The organism is Haloarcula onubensis, assembly GCF_031624605.1.
In the GTDB taxonomy this organism is placed as follows: domain Archaea; phylum Halobacteriota; class Halobacteria; order Halobacteriales; family Haloarculaceae; genus Haloarcula; species Haloarcula onubensis.
The window spans coordinates 340407-360660 of sequence record NZ_JAMQOS010000001.1; the positions used below are offsets into that span (position 1 = coordinate 340407).

The 20254-nt window shown below is 66.6% G+C and carries 23 protein-coding genes; 10 read left to right on the forward strand and 13 right to left on the reverse strand.

The features are described from left to right. The first annotated feature begins 84 nt into the window (after nt 1–84). Together NDI86_RS01760 and NDI86_RS01765 are read left to right on the forward strand one after the other, a co-directional pair. Nucleotides 85–381: a UPF0175 family protein gene (locus NDI86_RS01760; RefSeq protein WP_310898674.1), complete on the forward strand. Its 297-nt coding sequence runs from the start codon at nt 85–87 to the stop codon at nt 379–381. Beyond that, complete coding sequence (locus tag NDI86_RS01765) at nt 378–953, forward strand: PIN domain-containing protein (RefSeq protein WP_310898675.1); 576 nt, start codon at nt 378–380, stop codon at nt 951–953. Before NDI86_RS01760 ends, NDI86_RS01765 begins: the two co-directional genes overlap by 4 nt. On the opposite strand, the gene uvrA is transcribed toward NDI86_RS01765, so the two are convergent. Beyond that, nucleotides 950–3916, reverse strand: a complete 2967-nt coding sequence (uvrA, locus tag NDI86_RS01770; RefSeq protein ID WP_310898676.1) for an excinuclease ABC subunit UvrA — start codon at nt 3914–3916, stop codon at nt 950–952. The genes NDI86_RS01765 and uvrA overlap by 4 nt on opposite strands. A gap of 119 nt (nt 3917–4035) precedes the next feature. Here uvrA and NDI86_RS01775 point away from each other — a divergent pair, with 119 nt between their 5' ends. From NDI86_RS01775 to NDI86_RS01785, 3 genes are all read left to right on the forward strand, one after another. Beyond that, complete coding sequence (locus NDI86_RS01775) at nt 4036–4620, forward strand: LURP-one-related/scramblase family protein (protein WP_310898677.1); 585 nt, start codon at nt 4036–4038, stop codon at nt 4618–4620. Nucleotides 4621–4677: 57 nt separating this feature from the next. Next, nucleotides 4678–6060: an LVIVD repeat-containing protein gene (locus NDI86_RS01780; protein WP_310898678.1), complete on the forward strand. Its 1383-nt coding sequence runs from the start codon at nt 4678–4680 to the stop codon at nt 6058–6060. A gap of 300 nt (nt 6061–6360) precedes the next feature. Beyond that, nucleotides 6361–6963 (forward strand): FxLYD domain-containing protein, encoded by a 603-nt coding sequence (locus NDI86_RS01785; protein ID WP_310898679.1) that lies wholly within the window; start codon nt 6361–6363, stop codon nt 6961–6963. A gap of 72 nt (nt 6964–7035) precedes the next feature. Here NDI86_RS01785 and NDI86_RS01790 read toward each other — a convergent pair whose 3' ends face one another. From NDI86_RS01790 to NDI86_RS01800, 3 genes are all read right to left on the reverse strand, one after another. Next, a complete protein-coding gene (locus NDI86_RS01790) occupies nt 7036–8439 on the reverse strand; it encodes a ribonuclease FAU-1 family protein (protein WP_310898680.1) in 1404 nt (467 codons plus the stop codon). After that, the gene (locus tag NDI86_RS01795; RefSeq protein ID WP_310898681.1) at nt 8436–8810 is read right to left on the reverse strand and encodes a DUF7532 family protein; all 375 of its coding nucleotides are present in this window, start codon (nt 8808–8810) and stop codon (nt 8436–8438) included. The genes NDI86_RS01790 and NDI86_RS01795 overlap by 4 nt, the downstream gene beginning before the upstream one ends. A 311-nt stretch (nt 8811–9121) precedes the next feature. Then, entirely contained in the window at nt 9122–9292 is a 171-nt protein-coding gene (locus tag NDI86_RS01800) for a preprotein translocase subunit Sec61beta (RefSeq protein WP_310898682.1), read from the reverse strand. A 104-nt stretch (nt 9293–9396) separates the two neighbouring features. Here NDI86_RS01800 and NDI86_RS01805 point away from each other — a divergent pair, with 104 nt between their 5' ends. After that, entirely contained in the window at nt 9397–9663 is a 267-nt protein-coding gene (locus NDI86_RS01805) for a thioredoxin family protein (protein WP_262175185.1), read from the forward strand. A 44-nt stretch (nt 9664–9707) separates the two neighbouring features. Here the strand turns inward: NDI86_RS01805 and fer are convergent, their stop codons facing one another. Together fer and npdG are read right to left on the reverse strand one after the other, a co-directional pair. Further along, on the reverse strand, nt 9708–10385 hold the full coding sequence (fer, locus tag NDI86_RS01810) for a ferredoxin Fer (protein ID WP_310898683.1): 678 nt from the start codon (nt 10383–10385) through the stop codon (nt 9708–9710). 444 nt (nt 10386–10829) lie between these two features. Then, complete coding sequence (npdG, locus tag NDI86_RS01815; RefSeq protein ID WP_310898684.1) at nt 10830–11495, reverse strand: NADPH-dependent F420 reductase; 666 nt, start codon at nt 11493–11495, stop codon at nt 10830–10832. Nucleotides 11496–11703: 208 nt separating this feature from the next. Here npdG and NDI86_RS01820 point away from each other — a divergent pair, with 208 nt between their 5' ends. After that, nucleotides 11704–12468, forward strand: a complete 765-nt coding sequence (locus tag NDI86_RS01820) for a hypothetical protein (RefSeq protein WP_310898685.1) — start codon at nt 11704–11706, stop codon at nt 12466–12468. 29 nt (nt 12469–12497) lie between these two features. Here NDI86_RS01820 and NDI86_RS01825 read toward each other — a convergent pair whose 3' ends face one another. Continuing rightward, nucleotides 12498–13358 carry a TIGR01548 family HAD-type hydrolase gene (locus NDI86_RS01825; protein ID WP_310898686.1) on the reverse strand — a complete coding sequence of 287 codons (861 nt, stop codon included), beginning with the start codon at nt 13356–13358 and terminating at the stop codon, nt 12498–12500. A gap of 34 nt (nt 13359–13392) precedes the next feature. Further along, entirely contained in the window at nt 13393–13788 is a 396-nt protein-coding gene (locus tag NDI86_RS01830; protein WP_310898687.1) for a UPF0146 family protein, read from the reverse strand. A 39-nt stretch (nt 13789–13827) separates the two neighbouring features. Here NDI86_RS01830 and NDI86_RS01835 point away from each other — a divergent pair, with 39 nt between their 5' ends. Both NDI86_RS01835 and NDI86_RS01840 read left to right on the forward strand, forming a co-directional pair. Further along, complete coding sequence (locus NDI86_RS01835) at nt 13828–14349, forward strand: archaemetzincin family Zn-dependent metalloprotease (RefSeq protein WP_310898688.1); 522 nt, start codon at nt 13828–13830, stop codon at nt 14347–14349. A 42-nt stretch (nt 14350–14391) separates the two neighbouring features. Continuing rightward, nucleotides 14392–14637 carry a hypothetical protein gene (locus tag NDI86_RS01840; protein WP_310898689.1) on the forward strand — a complete coding sequence of 82 codons (246 nt, stop codon included), beginning with the start codon at nt 14392–14394 and terminating at the stop codon, nt 14635–14637. A 65-nt stretch (nt 14638–14702) separates the two neighbouring features. On the opposite strand, the gene NDI86_RS01845 is transcribed toward NDI86_RS01840, so the two are convergent. The 3 genes from NDI86_RS01845 to NDI86_RS01855 are packed head-to-tail and all read right to left on the reverse strand — an operon-like array spanning nt 14703 to nt 17245. Continuing rightward, entirely contained in the window at nt 14703–15077 is a 375-nt protein-coding gene (locus NDI86_RS01845) for a hypothetical protein (protein ID WP_310898690.1), read from the reverse strand. A gap of 31 nt (nt 15078–15108) precedes the next feature. After that, nucleotides 15109–16947 carry a ribosome biogenesis/translation initiation ATPase RLI gene (locus tag NDI86_RS01850; RefSeq protein WP_310898691.1) on the reverse strand — a complete coding sequence of 613 codons (1839 nt, stop codon included), beginning with the start codon at nt 16945–16947 and terminating at the stop codon, nt 15109–15111. 1 nt (nt 16948) lies between these two features. After that, the gene (locus NDI86_RS01855; RefSeq protein WP_310898692.1) at nt 16949–17245 is read right to left on the reverse strand and encodes an EMC6-like membrane protein; all 297 of its coding nucleotides are present in this window, start codon (nt 17243–17245) and stop codon (nt 16949–16951) included. Between the two features lie 121 nt (nt 17246–17366). On the opposite strand from NDI86_RS01855, the gene NDI86_RS01860 reads away from it, so the two are divergent. Beyond that, nucleotides 17367–17633, forward strand: coding sequence for an ArsR family transcriptional regulator (locus tag NDI86_RS01860; protein WP_310898693.1), 267 nt, complete (start codon nt 17367–17369; stop codon nt 17631–17633). A 129-nt stretch (nt 17634–17762) separates the two neighbouring features. Here NDI86_RS01860 and NDI86_RS01865 read toward each other — a convergent pair whose 3' ends face one another. Together NDI86_RS01865 and NDI86_RS01870 are read right to left on the reverse strand one after the other, a co-directional pair. Beyond that, entirely contained in the window at nt 17763–17930 is a 168-nt protein-coding gene (locus tag NDI86_RS01865) for a hypothetical protein (protein ID WP_310898694.1), read from the reverse strand. A gap of 397 nt (nt 17931–18327) precedes the next feature. Beyond that, complete coding sequence (locus NDI86_RS01870) at nt 18328–20205, reverse strand: PINc/VapC family ATPase (protein ID WP_310898695.1); 1878 nt, start codon at nt 20203–20205, stop codon at nt 18328–18330. Between the last annotated feature and the right edge of the window lie 49 nt (nt 20206–20254).

Genomic DNA, 20254 nt, shown 5'->3' on the forward strand with positions numbered 1-20254 from the left:
CGATACGGGCCGGCGCGGGAGAAGTGTGTCGTCGATACGGGTTCCCGCGCACTTTTTAATACGATGCACTGCAATGCATTACACATGGAGAACGTCACCACGCGGATGAGTGATGACGAGTTGGACCTCATCGAACGGCTCGCCGGCGCAAAAGGGGAGAGCCGAAGCGATGCGGTCCGGCAGGCGATTCGCCGAGGTGCACGGGAGGAACTGATTCGCGTCGCACTCCAGCGCTATCAGGACGGCGAGGTCGGGATGCGCGGTGCGGCAGATATTGCTGGACTCACTATCGCTGAGATGATGGCCGAGGCTAACGAGCGTGGTATCATGTCGAACTACGACGAGGCGGACCTCTCAGATGACGTGGACGCGCTTCGATGAGTGACCAGCGCCAGCTACTCGTCGACGCAAGCGTTTTCATAACTTTGGCCGAAATCGACGCTCTCAGCTGTTTGGAATCGCTGGACGGCACTCTGGTAGTTCCTTCGGCGGTAAGACGGGAGGTCAACAACGACCCAGCTAAGACCCAGCTGGAGCGTCTGGTTGTCGCTGGTACCATCACCGAACTGGATTGGTTCCAATGGTCAGATGAAAAAGGGGTCTCGGGTGAGCCCGTCGCGGCGACTCACCTCGGAACTGACCCCGAGGTAGCAGTCGATACCAAGGATAGTCCGGCGCGACTGGCCGATGGTGATGTTGCACTCCTGTGTTTTGGGAGACATATAGAGGGCATAGTCGTGCTAACTGACGACAAACCACTCAAAAAGACGTGTAAGTCACTCTCGATTCCAGTCTCGGGGAGCATCGCAGTGCTCGTTCGGGCAGTCGAAAGCGGGCAATACACCGCCACACAATCCAAGAACAAACTCTACGCGATGGACGAAGTCGGCGCTCGTCTCAGTGCGAGTCTGGTCAAACGCGCTGAAAAACTAATCGACGACGCAGCCGACTAGTCGTCGTCGGCCGTCGGCGTCGCCACGTCCCGCTCCGAGCGGGGCCCCTCCAGTTCGACGGCGGGCAGGTGGTCCCGCAGATACTGGCCCGTGTAGGAGTCGTCGGTCCGCGCGACCGACTCCGGGGCGCCCTCGGCGACGAGGTCGCCGCCGCCTTCGCCGCCCTCCGGTCCGAGGTCGATGACGTGGTCGGCGTTTTTCACGAGGTCGAGTTCGTGCTCGATGACGACCACCGTGTTGCCGTCGTCGGTGAGCCGGTGGAGCACGTCGATGAGTTTGCGCTCGTCCTCCGGGTGGAGCCCGGTCGTGGGCTCGTCGAGCAGATAGAGCGTGTCGCCTTTGTCCTTCTTGCCCAGTTCCTCCGCGAGTTTCACGCGCTGGGCCTCCCCGCCCGAGAGCGTGGTCGAGGGCTGACCGAGTCGCATGTAGTCCAGCCCGACGTCTTTCAGGAGCTGGAGCCGGCGGCGGATACCGGTGTGGCTCTCGAAGAAGTCGTAGGCCTCCTCGACGCTCATCGCGAGGACGTCGGCGATTGTCTTGCCTTTGTAGGTGACATCCAGCGTCTCGTCGTTGTAGCGGGCGCCGTCACACTCCTCGCAGGGGACCTGCACGTCGGAGAGGAAGTTCATGTCGATGGTCACGGTGCCCTGGCCGCCACAGGCCTCACACCGGCCGCCCTTGACGTTGAAGGAGAACCGGCCTTTCTCGTAGCCGCGCTGTTTGGAGAGGCTGGTCTCGGCGAACAGCTCTCGGATGTGGTCGAAGACGTTGGTGTAGGTCGCGGGGTTCGAGCGGGGCGTGCGGCCGATGGGCGACTGGTCTATGAGACGAACGGTCTCGATGTTCTCGATACCGTCGATGTCGTCGTGCTCGCCGGGATTCACGTCGGTGTCGTTCATCCGGCGCACGAGCCCCTTGTAGAGGATATCGTGCATCAGCGTCGATTTGCCCGACCCCGAGACACCGGTGATGGCGGTGAAGGTGCCAAGCGGGAACTCCACGTCGAGGTCACGCAGGTTGTGCTGGCGGGCGCCCCGGACCGTGAGGGTCGTCCCGTCGCCGTCGCGGCGCTCGTCGGGGACCGGAATCGACCGCTCGCCCGAGAGGTACTTGCCCGTCACCGATTCGTCGGTCTCCATCAGCACTTCCTGGGGACCGTTGACGACGACCTCGCCGCCGCGTTTGCCCGGACCGGGGCCCATGTCGATGACCGTATCGGCCCGCCGCATCGTCTCGGTGTCGTGTTCGACGACGATGAGCGTGTTACCCAGATCCCGCAGCTCTTCGAGGGTGTTCAGCAGTTTGTCGTTGTCCCGCTGATGGAGGCCGATGGAGGGTTCGTCAAGCACGTACAGCACCCCGACGAGGCCGGAGCCGATTTGCGTGGCGAGTCGGATGCGCTGGCTCTCCCCGCCCGACAGCGTAGCGGCCTCGCGGTCCAGCGTCAGATACTCCAGGCCGACCTCTTCCATAAATCCGAGGCGGGCGCGAATCTCCTTCAGAATCTCCTCGGCGATTTTCTTGTCGCGGGCCGAGAGCTCCCCCTCCAGTCCCTCGAAGTGGGCCAGCGCGTCGCCGATGGAGAGCTCGTTGACCTCGGTGATGGCGGTGCCGTCGACGAGGACGGCGCGGGACTCGGCTTTCAGTCGCGTCCCCTCACAGGCCGGACACTCCGTCGTGGCCATGAAGTCCTCGATATGCTCGCGGGCGCGGTCCGAGTCCGTCTCGACGTGGCGCCGTTCGAGGTTCGGGATGACGCCCTCGAACCGCTCGGTCTTCTCGCGGGTACCGTTCTTGGTGCGCCACTCGAAGTGGACGAAGTCGTCGGTGCCATACAGGAACTGGCGCCGAATCGACTCGTCGAGTTCCTCGAACGGCGTCGACAGCGAGACGCCGAAATGCTCGGCGACGTTGTCCAGTTGCCGGGAGTAGTAGGTCCGGTCGTAGCTCCAGGGCTCGAAGACGTGTTTCAGCGGCTTCGATGGGTCCCGAATTACGAGGTCCTCGCTGACCTCCTTGGTCTCGCCGAGCCCTTCGCACTCGGGACAGGCGCCATGGGGTGAGTTGAAGGAAAAGGAGCGGGTCTCGACCTCGGAGATGTCGATGCCACAGTGGGTACAGGCGAGGTCTTCGGAGAGTTCGACGACGAGGCGCTCGTCGGTGGACTCCGCGGCTTCGGCCAGGTCCCCGGTCGCTCTCGCCGTGGCCCCGCCCAGCGCGTCGGCGGCGCCCTCGGGCGGGTCCGGCAGGACGACCTTGAGCGTGCCGTCGGCCTCGCCGAGGGCAGTCTCGACCGAATCCGTAATCCGGGAGCGGGCTGCCGTCGATATCTTCACGCGGTCGACCACGACGTCGATAGTGTGGTCGTAGTTCTCGTCCAGTTCGGGTCGGTCCATCGCGAGGTCGTACGGTTCGCCGTCGACCTCCACTCGTGAATACCCCTCGCTCACGAGGTCGTCGAAGAGGTCCTCGAAGGCGCCCTTCTGGTCTCGGACGACGGGGGCACACAGCTTCGCGCGGGTGCCCTCGGGCAGTTCCAGCAAGCGAGTGACCATGTTCTGGGCGGACTGCTCGCCGACCTCGCGGCCACACTCGGGACAGTGCGGGACGCCGACCCGCGCGTACAGCAGGCGGAGGTAGTCGTGCAGTTCCGTCACTGTGCCCACGGTCGAACGGGGGTTGTTCGCGGCGTTCTTCTGGTCGATGGAGATGGCCGGCGAGAGCCCCTCGACGTTCTCGACCTGGGGTTTGTCCATCTGCCCGAGGAAGTTCCGGGCGTACGCCGACAGCGACTCGATGTAGCGCCGTTGCCCTTCGGCGTAGACCGTCTCGAAGGCCAGCGACGACTTCCCCGACCCCGACAGTCCCGTGACGACGGTGAGTTCCTCCCGTGGAATCTCCACGTCGACGTCCTTGAGGTTGTGTTCCTCTGCACCAGTGACCTCGATGACGTCCTTGCTCATCTATGCCGTCTCCAAGGAATGGAGGCGTGAAACCCTGTCGGTTGGCCGTCCCCGCCGGGGTTTATACCGCGACTTCCCGAGTGAAAACTTTCAAGTTACTTTCCGGATGATGCGCTCCTATGAGCCAGCAACAGGGGTCCTACGACATCAGCGGTATCGAACTGACCGACGACCGCTACGTCGTCGAACAGAGCCTGATTCGAAACAAGTACAAGGCGATGGACGCGGCCGACGACGTCGTCATCCGGGGGAAACAGAAGCTGTTCAAACTCAAGGAGGAGTTCCCCTTCGTCGACGCCCAGGGAGAGGAGGTGTTCACCGTCGAGGCTGGCGGTATCGTGGACATCGCGGGTAACTACGTGCTGACCGACGCCCAGACGGGCGAGGAACTGGTCATCCTCGACAACGACTACTCCATCTTCCAGGACACCTGGAAGATTCGTGACGCCCGGACCGAGGCCAAACTCGCAGAAATCAACTCCCAGGGCGCGGCCGTCACCGTCGCCCGCAACGTCGTCCCCTTCGGCGGCTGGATTCCCCACAAGTACGAGATAACCGACGCCGACGGCCGCCACGTCGGCCGAATCGACGGCCAGTTCTCCCTGAAGGACCGCTACGAAATCACCATCGACGACGCCGGCAACGTGCCGAAGGAGGCGATCGTCGCCGCCGCGATGGTCATCGACGCCATCCAGGGGAACTGACCGACAGCCGCCTGACCGCACCGGAACCCTTCTTGCCGTCGCTCCCCACCGGCCGGTATGCGCCGCCGCACCCTCCTGCGCTCGTTCGCGCTCGCCGGTGCCGCCACCGGTGCCGGTACCGCGAGCGCCCACCCGCTCCCGAGGGCCGACGGCGACTCGACCCCCGCGAGCACGCCGACGGGGGGCGAGCCGCTGGGCACTCTCGGCCTCGACGGGGCGCGGGAACTCGTCACCAGCGCCGACGGCCACACCGCCTACGTCGCGACCGGCGCGGGTGTCGCGCTGGTCGACCTCGTCTCGCCGAGCGAGCCGCGCCTGCTGGCCGAGCGGACCGACCTGCTGGCCGACAGCGTCGACGGGCCGATGCGGGTCGTCCAGGACCTCGCCGTCGTCGGGGACCGACTGCTCGTGGCCGGGCCCGCAAACCCCGCCGAGGGCGCCCACGGCGTCGTCGTCTTCGACGTCAGCGACCGCGGGAACCCCGAGCGCGTCACCGCGGTCGAACTCGACACGCGCATCCACAACTGCGATTTCGACGGCCGCTACGCCTACGTCACCGCGAACGGCCGCGAGGCGAACCCGCTGGTGGTCCTCGACACGGAGACCGGCGCGGCGGCCGGCGCGTGGTCGCTGTTAGACGCCGACGAGCGGTGGGCGGCGGTCCATCCCGCGCTTCGCCCGCTCCACGACGTCACCGTGCGGGACGACCGCGCCTATCTGGCCTACTGGGACGCCGGGACGTGGATACTCGACGTCTCGGACCCGTCCGACATCTCGCTGGTCTCCCGCGTCCGGGGCCGCGACCGCGCGACGCTCGCGGCCGTCGACGACCCGTCGACCGAGCGCACCGAACCGCCGGGCAACGACCACTTCGTCACGGTCGACGAGGACGCCGAACTGCTCGCCGTCGGCGGGGAGTCCTGGGACCGCGGCGACGACGGCAGCGGCGGCCCCAGCGGTATCGAACTGTTCGATATTGGCGACCCCCAGTCACCCGAATCACTCGCCACCATCGACCCGCCGCCGTCGAGTGACCCGACCCCCGGCGGCGTGTTGACGACCGCACACAACTTCGAACTCACCGAGGGGCGACTCTACTCGGCGTGGTACAACGGCGGCGTCAAAGTCCACGACGTGCGCGACCCGAGCAGACCCCGCGAGATATTTCACTGGCGCGACTCGGCGACGACGTCGTTCTGGACCGCCCAGCGCGGTGCGGGCTGTTTCGCGGCCGCGAACACGACCGCACTCGGCGGCGAGGGCGTCACGCCCGGCGTCTACACGTTCCCCGACCCGGCCATGGACGCGCCGACCGAACGCCCCCTCGAAGACGATAGCCTCCGCTCCCCCGACGACGACCTCGTCGGTATCGCGGCGGCGGTCGCGTTCCTCGGTGGCACCGGTCTCGCGGCGTGGATACTGGGCCGGTCGGGCCGGTAACCTGTCGCGACCGGCGGCCGACGGCTCACGGCGCACTCGCGTGACAGTTGTTCACCAGCGACTGCCACACCGACTGTCACTGTTTGGCAGGTCCTCCCGAAAGGATACCACTGACGGCCGGACCACACAGCACATACAAGCCAGCCCGAAACGGCCGATACTGCCCGGATATCCCCAGCTACCCCGGGTTTCTGTCTGGAGCGGGGCGATACGCTCGCTACAGTCTCGCTGGCGGCGCCGACTCGCCTTTCTCACGAAGCCCGCCCGGTCATCGGGCTCTGGACCCTCCCTTACGACGCAATGGAACGACGGAAGCTTCTGCAGACGACCGGCGCGGCCGTTGCCGGCGTCTCGCTTGCCGGGTGTATCGGCGACGACCAGGGCAGCGGTGGCGGCGGCGAACCCACCGACGACGGCGACGACGAGGTCGCGCAGGGCGGCCCCGACCAGGACTCCTGGTTCAACCTCAAGGGCGAGGTTGCGAACGACAGCAACGACCAGTTGCGGTTCACCCGCGTCGACCTCGCGCAGGTCGCCGGGGGGGACGGCGGTACCACCGGCACCGCAACCAGTGGCACCGGCACTGACGACGGTGTCTTCGGGAGCGGTAACGCCGTCGCCGCCGTCACGGGCACTCTCGAGAACACCGCGAACCAGCCCTTCGAGGACGTGCAGGTCACCGCGACACTGTACGACCAGAACGACCCCATCGGGCAGTTCTTCGACAGCACCGAGGCCAGGAACAAGGACTACCTCCGGGAGGACAAGCAGTGGCAGTTCACCATCGTCTTCGAGGACGCCGACGTCGACAAGGCGACCCGCTACACGGTGAAGGCCGACGGCGACCTGGCCGATAGCGACGGTACCAGCACCGGCAACACAAGCGGCGTGCGGGACGCCTGAGGGGTCCGTCCACCGTCTGCCGCTTCGTGACAGGCTCCCGAGCGACCGCGCCCTCCCGCGTCGTTCCCCGCCTCAGTCGCCCAGCGCGCTCGCCACCGCGGCGGCCACGCTGCGCGCCCGGTCGGCCAGGTCCTCGGGGACGTGACCCGCATCGACGGCGGCGTCGAGTTCGTCGTCGTCGACGCGCTCGACCCTACCGTCGGCGTGTTTCAGCACGTCGACGTGGAGGTCGACGTAGCGGGCGGTGTCCGGGAATATCTCGACGGGCGTGCAGATATTGACGTACGTCCCCTTGCTCCGCCCCTCGCTGTCGCGGTACACCGTCGGATACCACCACCGCCCCTCCTTGAGTTTCGTCTCCGCGACGTCGCCCGCTTCCTTGGGGACCCCCAGACCGTCGTACTCGCCGCCAGCGGACATCGTCCGCTCGACGGTGACGGTCCCGCCGTCCTCGACCGACTGCACGTCCGCCCGGCCCAGCGTGATGAGCCGCCCGTCCGGTTTCCCGTGGCCCAGCGTCAGCGTGTCGCCCGATTGGGGGCCGAACTGCTGTGCCGTGACGGCGAAGGGGAAGTCCGTCTCGTCGTCGCTTCCGGGGTCCTCACACAGCGCCTCGACGTAGTCGACCGCCGCGCTCGCGCTGTTCGAGCCCGCCTTCACGCGGTGGTGGCCCGCCATCGTCGTCGTCACCGCTCGGCGCTGCTCGTCAAGCGCGAAGCGGCTCTCCCGGCCGAACCACACCCACGTCGTCGCGCCGCCGTCGTAGTACGCGTGGGGCGCGACCGACTCGGGGTCGCCGGCGCCCGCGAGCGCGTCGTCGATGGCCGCCGCGCGCTCGTTGGCGGCCGCCAGCGCGTCGGCGATTGCATCGAAGCCCGCGTCGTCGCTGGCCGCTTCCCAGGAGACACCCCACCCCTCGCGGGGGTCGGCCGCGATCACGTCGAGCATCGCCGGGCCCGCCGCTGTCGTGCTCGTCGAGCCGCCCCGGACCAGGGTCAACAGGTCGCCCCGGACGGCGATATCGGTGTCCAGCACCGCGCGGCCGTCGGTCCACGGCGCCGTGCCCTCGACGACCTGCACGCGAACCCGGTCGCCGGTCTCGACGCGCTCGTCGCTGTTCGAGTACGGGAGAAAGCCCTCGCCGTCGCCACAGTCGACGACGGCCCCGCTGGAAAGCGTCTCGGTCACCTCGCCGGCGTAGACGGCTCGAACTGGGAGCGGGTCGGCCCACGCCAGCGTGTCCCGACCGAGCTCTCGGAGCTCGTCGACGACCCGCTCGACGGTCTCGCGGTCCCCGCTGACGCCCACGCCCTGCCGGTCGCCGGTGGTTTCGACGGCGGCACCGGCGCGTTCGACCGCGAAGTCGGCGTCGAAACGGGCCTCGATGGGGCCGGAGGCCTGCACCACGTCGATACCGGCGTCCGAAAGCAGCCGTGTCAGCGCCGTCGTGTAGATGCCCCTGACCCGGACGCTCATAGGGCGTCCTCGTCGCCGGCAAAGCGGACCCGCCCGTCGACTGTCGGGCCCAGCGTCAACTCGACTTTCCCGTCGGTGAGGACGCGCCCGCCCTCGACGGGGACACCCCACGAGTCGAAGCGGACGTACCCCCGGATGTCGTCGGCGTGCGTGTACAGGTCGACGTACTCCAGCGTGTGTTCCTGGATATTGCTACTGCTGTGGGCGATATCCATGTCCGAGTAGATGGTGTCCCGGTCGGCGAAGAACGCTTCGAGGTCCTCGGCGGCTTCCGTCGTGGCCTCGACCACCGCGTCCGAGGCGGCTTCGATGGCGTCCTGGTCCAGTCCCACGTCGCGGAGCGCGGCCTGTTCGCGCTGCGTGAAGTGCATACGCGCTCAATTGTTTCGTGGTAAATTAAGACACGCGGAGTTCGAGCGGCTAGGAGAGGCCTGTACTGCTGGGGCTCGACGAACCGCAAACAGCCAGAAAGCCCCCGCGCTCTCAGCTCCCGGGACTCGCTGCGCTCCTCGGCATTCGGCCTCCGGTGCTTGCGTCGTCCGGGTTCGCTGAGAGCGCGGCCCCTTTCAGTCCCACCCAGCGCTGTTTGGCCAACCGGCTACGGGTGGGACTTTCTGGCTCTCAGGGGCCACTGCTCAATCGCTATCGTGAAACACCACTGCAGAAAGAAAACTGCCGTTGTCTAGAGGCCGCCGGTCTGAATCATCGCGTTCAGGACCAGCACGAGTGCGCCAAAGAGGACGCCGAAGGCGACGATGGTTCGCGGGTCGATGCGGATGGTGTTGCTGTCTTCGGCGTCGAAGTACCGGACGAGGCCGGCACTGGACATCAGTCCGCCGCTGTCGCTGCTCATGCCTGCTGGTCGTCTCTCACCCGGAGTAAGCCTTTCGGCTTCGCTCGTGCCGTACCCGTATGGACAACCCTTATCTGACCCCACAATCTAGGCTGAGAGGAACCATGGCTGTCACGCTCAAGGACTTCTACGCCGATTGGTGCGGCCCCTGCAAGACCCAGGACCCGATCCTCGAGGACCTCGAAGAGGAGTGGACCGACGTCGAGTTCGAGAAGATAGACGTCGACGAGGAACAGGACGTGGCCAACGAGTACCAGGTCCGCTCGCTCCCGACGCTCATCGTCGAGAACGACGACGGCATCGTCGAGCGCTTCGTCGGCGTCACGCAGGCCGACGACATCGAGGACGCGCTGACGCAGGCGTCGGCCTAACTGCACCCGCACTTCTCATCGCCACTCCCCTCGACAGCCATCGCTCAGTCCGTCGACGAGGACGCCTCGAACCGACTCGCCGGCAACAGGAGGTCCTGCACGGCGGGCAGGTGCTTGACGTTGTAGACGATTCTGGCGTCCGTCTCCGGGGCGACGATACACGACAGCCTGATGCCGCGGTCGTGTAGCTCCTTCGGGAGGACGTGACTCGACGGCGAGGGCATCTCCCCCTCGACGACGGCGACGGCACAGTTCGTACAGGCCCCGCCGCGACAGGCGAAGGGCCAGGCGTACCCCTGCCGTTCGGCCGCTTCCAGCAGCGACTCGCTCTCTCTGACGTAGAACTCGCCGTAGTCTTCCGGTGCCAGCCCGCCGTCGGCCGCCTTCTCGAAGAGGTCGTCGTCGCTCAACTCCCACAGCCGGTCGGCCATAACCTCGTAGTTGAGATACTCCACCTTGACGCCCTCCGGCTGTGGCGGCTCCCCGGCCGGTTCGTCCGCTCCCGCTACGTCCGGTTCGCCCGGCACGTCGCTCTCGGGAACGGCGTCGCCGGGCTCCCAGCCGTTCTCGATGCGCTCGAAGGCAGTTTTGACCGCGAGGAACGCCTCCGTCGACCCACCCTGGTCGGGGTGGGTCTCCTTGACACGCTCCCGGTAGGCGTCGACTATCTCGGCCTCGTCCGCGTCCGGGTCGACGCCCAGTATCTCGTATGGGGACGCCACACCCATCCGTAGGACCCTGCCGTCAAAAACGGTGTGCAATCCCTCGCAACTTGCGGCTAGGAAACGATGCAATTGACGTTGTGAGTGCTGCCACCGCGACTCCGCAGAGCCAGAAAGCCCCCAGTCGCTCGACTACTCCGACTCGCTGCGCTCCTCGCGTTGCTGCGGTGCTTGCTTCGTCTCGTACGCCGAGCGGTCGGCCCCTTTCAGTCCGCCCGGAGACGGTTGGCCAAACAGCGCTGGGGCGGGACTGAAAGGGGCGGCTGGCTCCGGGAAGACGGCCGACGTAAGCACCGCAGGCCGGAGGCCGAGGAGCGCAACGAGGCCCTCGACCGGAGCCAGCCGGGGCTTTCTGGCTGTTTGCGGTCTATCGAGCAGCAGTAGCTAGCGGTGCTTTCTGGCCGTCAGAAGTCGAGTCCCCGTCAGCAAAGACGACCGAGTTATCTAGCGAAACTGCACGCCCAGGTCGTGCAGGCCGTCGTTGTGGCGGGCGACGTTGATGAGCAGCGGGGTCAGCCCCTCGACTTCGGCGGCGTTGGCGAGCGGGCCGCCGTCCAGCGCCCGCAGACCTTCGATACCCTCGGCGAGTTCCGAAACCGTCGCTTTCGCGTCCCTGTCGTCGCCGACGACGATGGTGTCCCAGTCCAGTTCGGCTTCGAGGTCGGCCAGGCGGCCGGCCGCGAGGTTGTGGAAGGCGCCGACGACGGGCGTTCCATCGGGGGCGGCCTTGGCGGCCAGTTCGGTCACGCTGCCGGCGCCGGGGCGGTTATAATGAAACCCGTCTTCGTCGCGTTTCATCCCGACGGCGGGGGAGACGAGGATGGCGTCGTCCAGTTCGTCGGCCACGGCTTCGACGGTGTCCGTGAGGTGGTACGCCGGGACCGCGGTGACGACCACGTCGGCGCGGGCGGCGGCGCCCTCGTTCGACAGCCCCGCGATGTCGACCTCGCGGCCGCGGCTGTCGAGTTCGGCCTCGTACTCCTCGGCCTTCGCCGCGGCCCTGTCGGCGTCCCGCGAGCCGACGATGACGGTGTGGTTGGTGTCGTCAGCCCACCGCAGGGCGAGCCCTTCGCCGATGTCGCCGGTGCCGCCGAGTAAGGCGATGTCCATACTCTGCGGTGGGGCGAACCGCGAATAAGCGTTGTGCGACCGGACGTGCTTGCCACCGTCAGGCTACGGGCCTGCCGTGGCTCACGACTCCGGGTCGCTCACCACCGTCCGAGAGCCACGGTCAAACGAGGCGTCGTGCGCTCGACGACTCGTGCGCTACGCTCGCTGGCTCCAGAAAGCACTTTGCAGATGGTTGATATGGAAGGGTATGCGCCGCCGTACCGCCCTCTCCCTCGCCGGAACTGCCCTCGCCGGAGTCGCCGGCTGCGCCTCGCTATCGACCGAACGGAACCAGTCACCTGCCGGGACCGGCTCGCTCGCGGTCGCGTTCGACGCCCTCCAGCCGGCCGTCGTCGAGCTCTTCGTCGACGCCTACGAGTTCGAGGCTGCAGCCGATTCGCAGTACCTCTTCCTGTCGGGCGCGGACGCGACGGGCCCGGACCGCCGGTTCCGGTTCGACGGGTCGGAATACGACCCAGGCGTGGACACGAGCTACGACCTGGTCCGGGCCCCGTCGACGTTCGGCGCCCCCACAGAGGTCGACGACTGGGTCGTCTTCGAACTGCCCGAAACTGGCGACGGCAGCGATGCAGCGCTGGTCGGTCCGGACGGCGAGTGGCGGCCCAACGACACTCTCAGGGAGCGTCTTGCCGCGCCGGTACCGTCCCTCGACGTGACCGAGTTCGAGGGGCCGTCCGCAGTGCCAGCGGGCGATAGCCCGACGTTCACCGTCACGGTCAGCAACGAGAGCGACACCGACGGTCGGTTCCTCGGCGTCCTCCGACCGCCGGAGGGGTCGTACACGACCGGGCAACTCGCCTCCCGCTCCGTCGAGGCCGGGGCGAGCGTCACACTCGAAGCGACCGTCGACGCCGTGGGGACGCCCACGCCCGGATACGGACAGGGGAACGCGCTGCGCTACGAACTCGACTGGACCGGCGGCAGCGAAATAGCCACTCTCGCGGTCGAGTGACCGTTGCGAGAAATCAGTCCGCGCCTTGCTCACTCCAGCAGTTCCGGCAGGTCTTCGACGCTCTCGACGACGGCGCTGGCCCCCGCGCCGGCGTAGGTCGCCCGGCCGTCTTCGCCGGTGAGGCCGCCGGTCAGCACGCCGACGCCGTAGTAGACGCGGTCGGGGTCCTCGTCGTCGGCGTTGACGGCGGTCTGGATGTCGTCCAGCGTGTCCCCGGCGAAGGCCACCCGCCGGGCGTCGAAGCGTTCGGCCAGCGTCACGAGCGCGCGGGGATGGGGCTTCCCCTGTTCCCAGTCGTCCATCGTAAAGCGGTGTTCGTCGGGGAGCTCCAGGCCGACGCGGTCCATCGCGATGTCGGCCTCCGCGGCGGGCCGGCCGGTGACGACGCCGACCTGGTAGCGCCGCTGGAGACGCTCCAGCGTCGCCTCGCTGACCAGCTTCGGCTCGTCGTTGATATAGCCCGGCGCGTCGAACGCCGGCTCGCCGCCCTCGATGTCGCGGTACAGCTCGCTGCCCAGATACAGCGTCTGGAACACCGCCCGTAGCTGCTCGGCGTCCCAGGCGTCGAAGACGTCTTCGCTCCCCGCCGCAAGCAGCTCCCGGACGACGGCTTTCGCCGCGTCCAGCCCGCCGCCCCGGTCGGCGATGGCGTCGGTGAACCCGGCGATGTCCACGTCGGTCTCGCGGGCGGTCAGCACGAACAGCGCCGCCGCGTCGGTCAGTTCCCAGTCGTTGTTGAACCCGCTCGCGTTCTTGAACTGCTGGATGTCGGCCTTTACGATACTGTCGCCGTACACCCGTTCGACGGACTCGACGATAGCCCGGCGGTAGGAGTCGGCCACGTCCACCAGCACCCCGTCGATGTCGAGCACGACAGCGTCGACTTGCATACCCGGACCTCCGCGCGCTCCGACAAGCCGCTTGCTATCCACGCCCGACGGTGCGGTACAGGGTCACGCCGCCGGCCAGTTGCTCGGTTTCGACGGGTACCACCGCCGGGTCGCCGCCCAGCGTCGTGAACCAGCACGCGGCGCCGACCCGGCGCGCCACGTCCCGAACGGGGCGCTGGAGCTCCGGCGGGCAGTTGCGAGCGAAGACGATATCGGCACTTTCGTACACCGACAGCGTCGGGTCGGTCACGTCGTCGCGGACGAACTTGACAGCCGTCGGGACCCTCCGCTCGCGGATGTCGGTCGCCGTCACGTCGACGCCGCGCGCTGCCAGCCCGGCGGCGACGTTGGGGCGGTTCCCGACGCCCACTTCGACGACGGAATCGACGTCCGCTAGTCTGTTTACGAGTGCGTTCTTCGACGTTCCCACGGCGGGAAACTTATGGCCCGGTGGCGTTTAGAGGTTCTCATGCACGTCGACATCGTACCGGTGGGCGAGGTCTCGAGCCTCGTCAAGCGCGAGGCTTCCGAGGGCCTCCGGGAGACGTACGACTGCGAGGTCTCCATGCACGAGGCGCAGTCGGTCCCCTCCGGTGCGTACCACAGCGACCGCGACCAGTACCGTGCCGAGGAGTTCATCGACCTCGCGCGGCGGGTCGGCTCGGGCGATAAGAACATCGCCATCACGCCGAAAGACCTCTTCTACCGCCGTCGGAACTACGTCTTCGGGCTCGCCTACCTCAGCGGCTCCGGGAGCGTCATCTCTACGTACCGGCTCCAGACCTCCTCTGACGGCGGTTTCTCTAACCAGTCGGCAAGCGATATCTTCTCCGCCCGAGTGCGAAAAGAGGTCGTCCACGAAATCGGCCACACGCTCGGGCTGGAACACTGCGATAACAAACGCTGCGTGATGAACTTCTCACCGACGGTGCGACAGGTCGACGTCAAGGAGCCGTCGCTGTGTGGCTCCTGCCAGCGCTCGGTGCTCTAACCGCACGACTGCGACGGGCCTAACTTGTTAGGCGTTGCTGGTATGGTTCTGTGGCTTCTTCTCACAACTGCGATGAGCACGGGTCAGTCACGCGACCGAGTCGATGAGCTCGGTGACATCTTCGTCGCTGTCACTGGCGGCGAATCGGTCACCGAAACACAGGCGGGGGATTCCCCTGACCGGGAGCTGCGGGCCGACGAGGAGTTCGACCCCGACGAGGTCGCGGACGGACTCGACGATGCCGTCGCCGGTTCCGAGACCGGCGACACGAGCGACCCCGCGGCGTAGGCCGACTCCGCGCACCGGCGCGGCTCCATGTGTTCTCCACCCCCCTTCGAAACGCCGCCGAGTGGCTACGCCACGTTCTCGCGCTTCCGTCGTGCATCGGGAAGCGGATAGACGACGCCGAACAGCAGTCGGTTCGTGGCTGTTCCGACGCCGAGCCCGAACAGCAGCGGTGGAAACACCGCGAAGGGTGGGCCGGGGATGAGCCACCACAGCACCGCGGCCAGCGTGAGGACGCTCCCCGTTACTCCGACTGCAAGCCCGTAGACTGCTGTACTCCGGTCGACGGCCGCGAAGAGCGCAATCCCGACCGCGGCGACGCCGACACCAAGCGGCCACGCCGTCGGTCCGTCGAGCGAATACGCCAGCAGTATGGATGTCACGACGCTCGACGTGCCGACGAACAGGTCTCGGGCGACGACCGTGCGTTTACTCCGTGCCATGCTGTAGTGTGCTGGTAGCCAGCCGTCCGACTCAGCTCTCGTCGGGCGCGTAGTAGTACTCGCCCGCCGACTTCTGTTTCCGGTCGAGCTGTGACTCCGGCTTGTTGATGCGGGGCCGGGAGGTGCGCTCGTCCCGGCGGAACGTGATGTCGAGGTTCGCGAGGAACTCGTTCATCCCCTCGCGCATCCCCTGTGGCGGGGCGGCGTGGCCCGATTTCGCGGGCTCGCCGTCGAAGACGAGCAGTCTGTCCGCGAGCAGGTCTATCATGTAGATGTCGTGGTCGATGACCAGCGCCGTCGCGTCGTGGTTCTCGGCGTAGCGCCGAATCGCGGAGGTAGCGAGCACCCGCTGCTCGACGTCGAGGTGGGCCGAGGGCTCGTCCAGCAGGTAGAGGTCGGCGTCCTTCGAGAGGCAGGCCGCGATGGCGACCCGCTGGCGCTCCCCGCCCGAGAGGTCGGTGAGTTGCTGTTCCATCACCGCGTCGAGTTGCAGCGGCTGGGCGATTTCTGTCGTCCAGTAGGAACTGCCGAAGTCGTCCGTGATAGAGGCGAGGAAGGCGTCGACCCGCATCGGCTGGTCGATTTCGATGTACTGGGGCTTGTAGGCGATGTCGAGGCGCGTGTCGACCTCGCCGCTGGTCGGTTCGAGCCGGCCCGCGAGCATCTTCGCGAACGTGGACTTCCCGATGCCGTTCGGGCCCACGACGCCCAGCACCTCGCTCTGGCGGATGGTGCCCGACTCGACCTCCAGCGAGAACTCCCCGTCGCCGTAGGACTTGGTGAGTTCGGGGTACTCGATGACCACGTCGCCGGTCGACTCGGTGCGGGGGGCGTGTTCCTCGAACTCGATTTCCGTCTGGCGGATGCGCATGTTCTCGGTCTCTAAGTAGCCCGAGAGGTACTCGTTGATGCCCTTCTTCGTCGACTTGGGCGAGGTCATGATACCGAACGCGCCCGACGACCCGTAGGCGACGTTGATGTTGTCCGCCAGCAGGTCGAGGATGGCGAGGTCGTGCTCGACGACGAGCATCGAGCGGTCGCCCTCCTCGGCGAGTTCCCGAATCAGGCGTGCGGCGGTCATCCGCTGGCCGATGTCCAGATACGGCGTAATCTCGTCGAGGAAGTAGAAGTCGGCGTCCCGGGCGAGCGTCGCGACGAGGGCGACCCGCTGTAGCTCCCCGCCCGAGAGGTCGTCGATGTGGCTGTCGACGACCGGGCGGATGCCGGTGCGGTCGATGAGGTCGTCGAGCGCGCCGCGTTCGTCGGTCCGGGAGAGCAACTCCATCGCCGTCCCGTCGAACTGGTCCGGGATGCGGTCGACGTACTGCGGTTTGCGAGCGACGCTCAGGTCGCCGTCGCGCATCTGTTCGAGGTAGTCCTGCAGGGCCGTCCCGCGGTACTCCTCTAAAATCTCCTCCCAGCCCGGCTCCGTGCCGTACTGGCCCAGATTCGGGGCCATCTCGTCGGCGAGGATGCGGACCGCGGTCGTCTTCCCGATACCGTTCGGCCCGAGAATCCCCGTCACCTGCCCCTCCTGTGGCGTCGGCAGGCCGTAGAGGGCGAAGGCGTTCTCGCCGTAGCGGTGGACCGGCTCCTCGGTCAGCTCCTGTGGGAGGTTGATAATCTCGATGGCGTCGAACGGGCACTTGTTGACACAGATACCACAGCTCTCGCCCAGACATATCTCCTCACTGATGCGAACCTGGTCGGGCTTGCCCTCGAACTCCTCGTCTTCCTCGTAGGCGTCCCCGCGCTTGACGATGCACTCTTTCCCGCTCCGGTTGGGCGGGCAGTAGTTCATACACTCGTAGTTACAGCGGTCGGGCTGGCACCGCTCTAGGTCCACGACCGCGATGCTGTCGTCGGCCATCTCAGGCCCCCGCCGTCAGCAGGATACCCCACGACACGAACCAGAGCGCGAACGTCATGAAGGAGATGTAGAGGTAGTCCTTCCCCGAGAAGTCGTCGTCAAGGATGCCGATACCCCGCAACAGCGGGAGCTGCACGAAGATGGCGGCGAGGACGACGAGCAAGGCGAGCGTGTCGGTCGCGCCGCTCGCGACGGCGTTCGAGACGAACGCCGCGCCGATACCGGCGACCGCCGTTATCGTCGTGACAGTGAGCCCCCGCATATGGGAACTCATTCCGTCCGCCGATTCCGTAGCCATACCCACAGTTTCCCGACCCGCCACCAAAAGGGGCGCGGTTCCGGGACAGAACCCACGCGAGCGCCCGTCTGTCGACCCCACTCCTCAATCTTTATGCATCCGGCGACATTCGTAGCAGCTAATGACGGAAACCGATGGCGAGGGTATCACGGACCTACCCCCCAGCGCGAAGCTCGTCTACAAGGTACTGGAGTACGACGGGCCGCTGACCCAGAAGGGCATCGTCGAGGAGTCGATGCTGTCGGCACGCACGGTCCGCTATGCGCTCGAACGACTCGACGAGGTCGGCGTTATCGAGGAGGACGTCTACTTCGCGGACGCGCGACAGAACCTCTACGAACTGAACGACCTGCCCGCAGAGCAGGCCGACCCCGCCATCTCGGACTGAATCACCGACCGCTATTCTCTGTCTCGCTACAGGCCGGACAGCTTCGCCGACCGCCCTGGCGCTGTCCACAGAACCCACAGCCCCGCCCCGAGCGGTCACGTAGCGACGCCCGGATGCCCCTGCGGACGCTCACGATAGCTCCCCGCAGGCGCGACAGCGCGCCCGACTCGCCGACGGGTCGTACGCCAGCGCGATCTCGGAACAGTGGCGACAGTAGCGGTCGCTCGTCATCGTGGGGGCCTCGTGGCCGGTCGCAAGGGCGGTCGATTCGACGGCGCGTGATTCGTTCACTGCCATGTGAACGCTAACCACAGACACGTACAAAAGCGCTGTGGACATACGTCTTGGAAACCCCTTATATTCTATAGCTATCTATGGATATGGCTCGAACTTTGACTCGAATGGTCTACATAGTCACGCGATTGTGGACGTATTTTTCGAGTCGAAACACAGGGGTTGTCCGCGTGTCGGCGCCGGTGAAGCTGCGGTCGCACGCGAAACGTCGATGAAACGAGCCGACTCCTCCCTTCGGTCGGGGTCGGTGAACCGGCGGCGAAGCCGCCTCGCGACGACGGCACCACGGTAATCGTACTACCCGACCTTTTTCTGCGTCGGGTCGCCTCGCGAGTGCGAGCACGGGAGAGGGGCTCCCCCCGGCGATGAAAACGTACTCGCTCGTTCCTCGCTCGCGTACTTACGAGGGGACTACTGTTATGGTACTGCCGCGGTCGATGGCTCGCTCCAGCTCTTCCGCGATGCCCGACCCTCGCGAGACCTGTATCTCGCCGCCGCGAGAGACCGTCGCGGTGAACAGATACTCCCCGTCGGCCTGCACCTCGACCGTGTCGCCCGAATGCCCGTTGAGCGGAATCATCACGTGCCGGGAGGTGACTTCGGGCTGGACGATTTCGCCCTGCTGGCCGCCGCTGGATTTCTGCGGGCCGCCCGAGGGGCCCGTGGGTTTCTCGTCTAACGTACGCACGTCGATGTCGATGCCCAAGCGGTTCTCCACGTCGGTGATGCGGCCGCCCCCCTTCCCGATGACCTGCGGGATGTCGTCCTCTTCGACCCAGACGACAGCGTTGTTGGGGCCGCGAAGCTCCACGTCGACGTGACCCCGCGCGATGGAGCGAATCTCGCGTTCGACCTCCTGTTTCGCGAGGCGGTCGACGCCCGAGTCCGAATCGTCGTCGTCCTCGTTGAGCGGGACGGTGACGACCTGACGGTTGAACGTGTAAATCTCGTACTCTGGCTGGCCGGTCTCGAAGTCACGCACCACGATGACCGGGCGGGCGAGGTCCTCCTCCATCAGGCCGTGGGGGACCTTGACCTCCGTCTTCACGTCGTAGACGGTGTGGACCTCACCGGCCTCGATGTAGACGACGGTGTCGACGATTTGCGGGATGAGGCCCAGTTCGACGCGGCCGATGAGCCGCTGGAGGGCGTCGACGGCGCGGGTCGCGTGGACGACCCCGACCATCCCGACGCCGGCGAGACGCATGTCGGCGAACACTTCGAAGTCGTCGGTCTTGCGGACCTCGTCGTAGATGGTGTAGTCGGGCCGGACCATCAGCAGCGAGTCGGCGGTCTTTGCCATCGAGCCGCCGAGTTCGGTGTACTGGGTGATTTCGGGTCCGACCTGGAGGTCCCGCGGTTTCTCCATCGTCTTGACGGAGTAGTCCGAATCGACGAGGAACTCACCGACGGCCTGTGCGAACGTGGACTTCCCGGCGCCGGGCGACCCCGCGATGAGGACGCCCCGCTGGTGTTCGGTGAACCGATTCCGGAGTTCGTCGGCGTGTTCGTAGTCGTCGAGGTCGGTCTTGACGATTGGCCGCACCGCGGTTATCTCGCGGGCGTCGGAGAACGGCGGTCGCGCGATGGCGATACGCATGTCCCGGAACTGGACGATGCTCATCCCCGGTTCGTCGAGTTCGAGGAAGCCGTCTGGGGAGTCCCGAGCCGCGTCGATGATGTCCTCGGCGTACCCGCGGAGTTCGTCCTCCGTGGCCGGCCGGTCGCGGATGGGCTGGTAGTGCATGTCGCCGATAGAGCCCTTCTTGGCGTAGGGTTTGACGCCCACCTTGAGGTGGACGCTCATCGTCCCCTCGTCGAAGAAGTTCTCTATCTCCAGCCGGTCGACCGCCCGCCCGCGGGGTTCGATGTACTCCACGTCCAGCCCCTTCGCGCGGGCGACCTCCGCCTGCACGTCGTCGCTCGTCACCAGCGTCGCCCCGCGGTCGTCGGCGATGTCCCGGATGAGCGCGTCGATTTCGCCCTCGCCGGCGTCGCGCTTCTCGACGGCGTCGGGCCGGCGACCGACGTACTCCACGTCGATGGTGCCGTCGTCGGCCAGTTCGACCAACGCCTGGAGCTCTTCGAGCCCCTCCCAGCCGGTCTCGCGGCCGTCGTTGGCCTGTGCTTCGAGTTCGCCGACGACGGCCTCGGGGACGACGACCGTCGCGCCCGCAAAGCCCATCCCCTCACCGTCGGTGTCGGGGTCGGCGTCGGCGGTAACCTGTGTGGACACGCGGCCGTCGATGACCACGCTCGTGTCCGGGACGATTTCCATACCCGGAGGTTTGTCACAGGCGGGCAAAAGGGTGTGGAGTTCGTTCGGC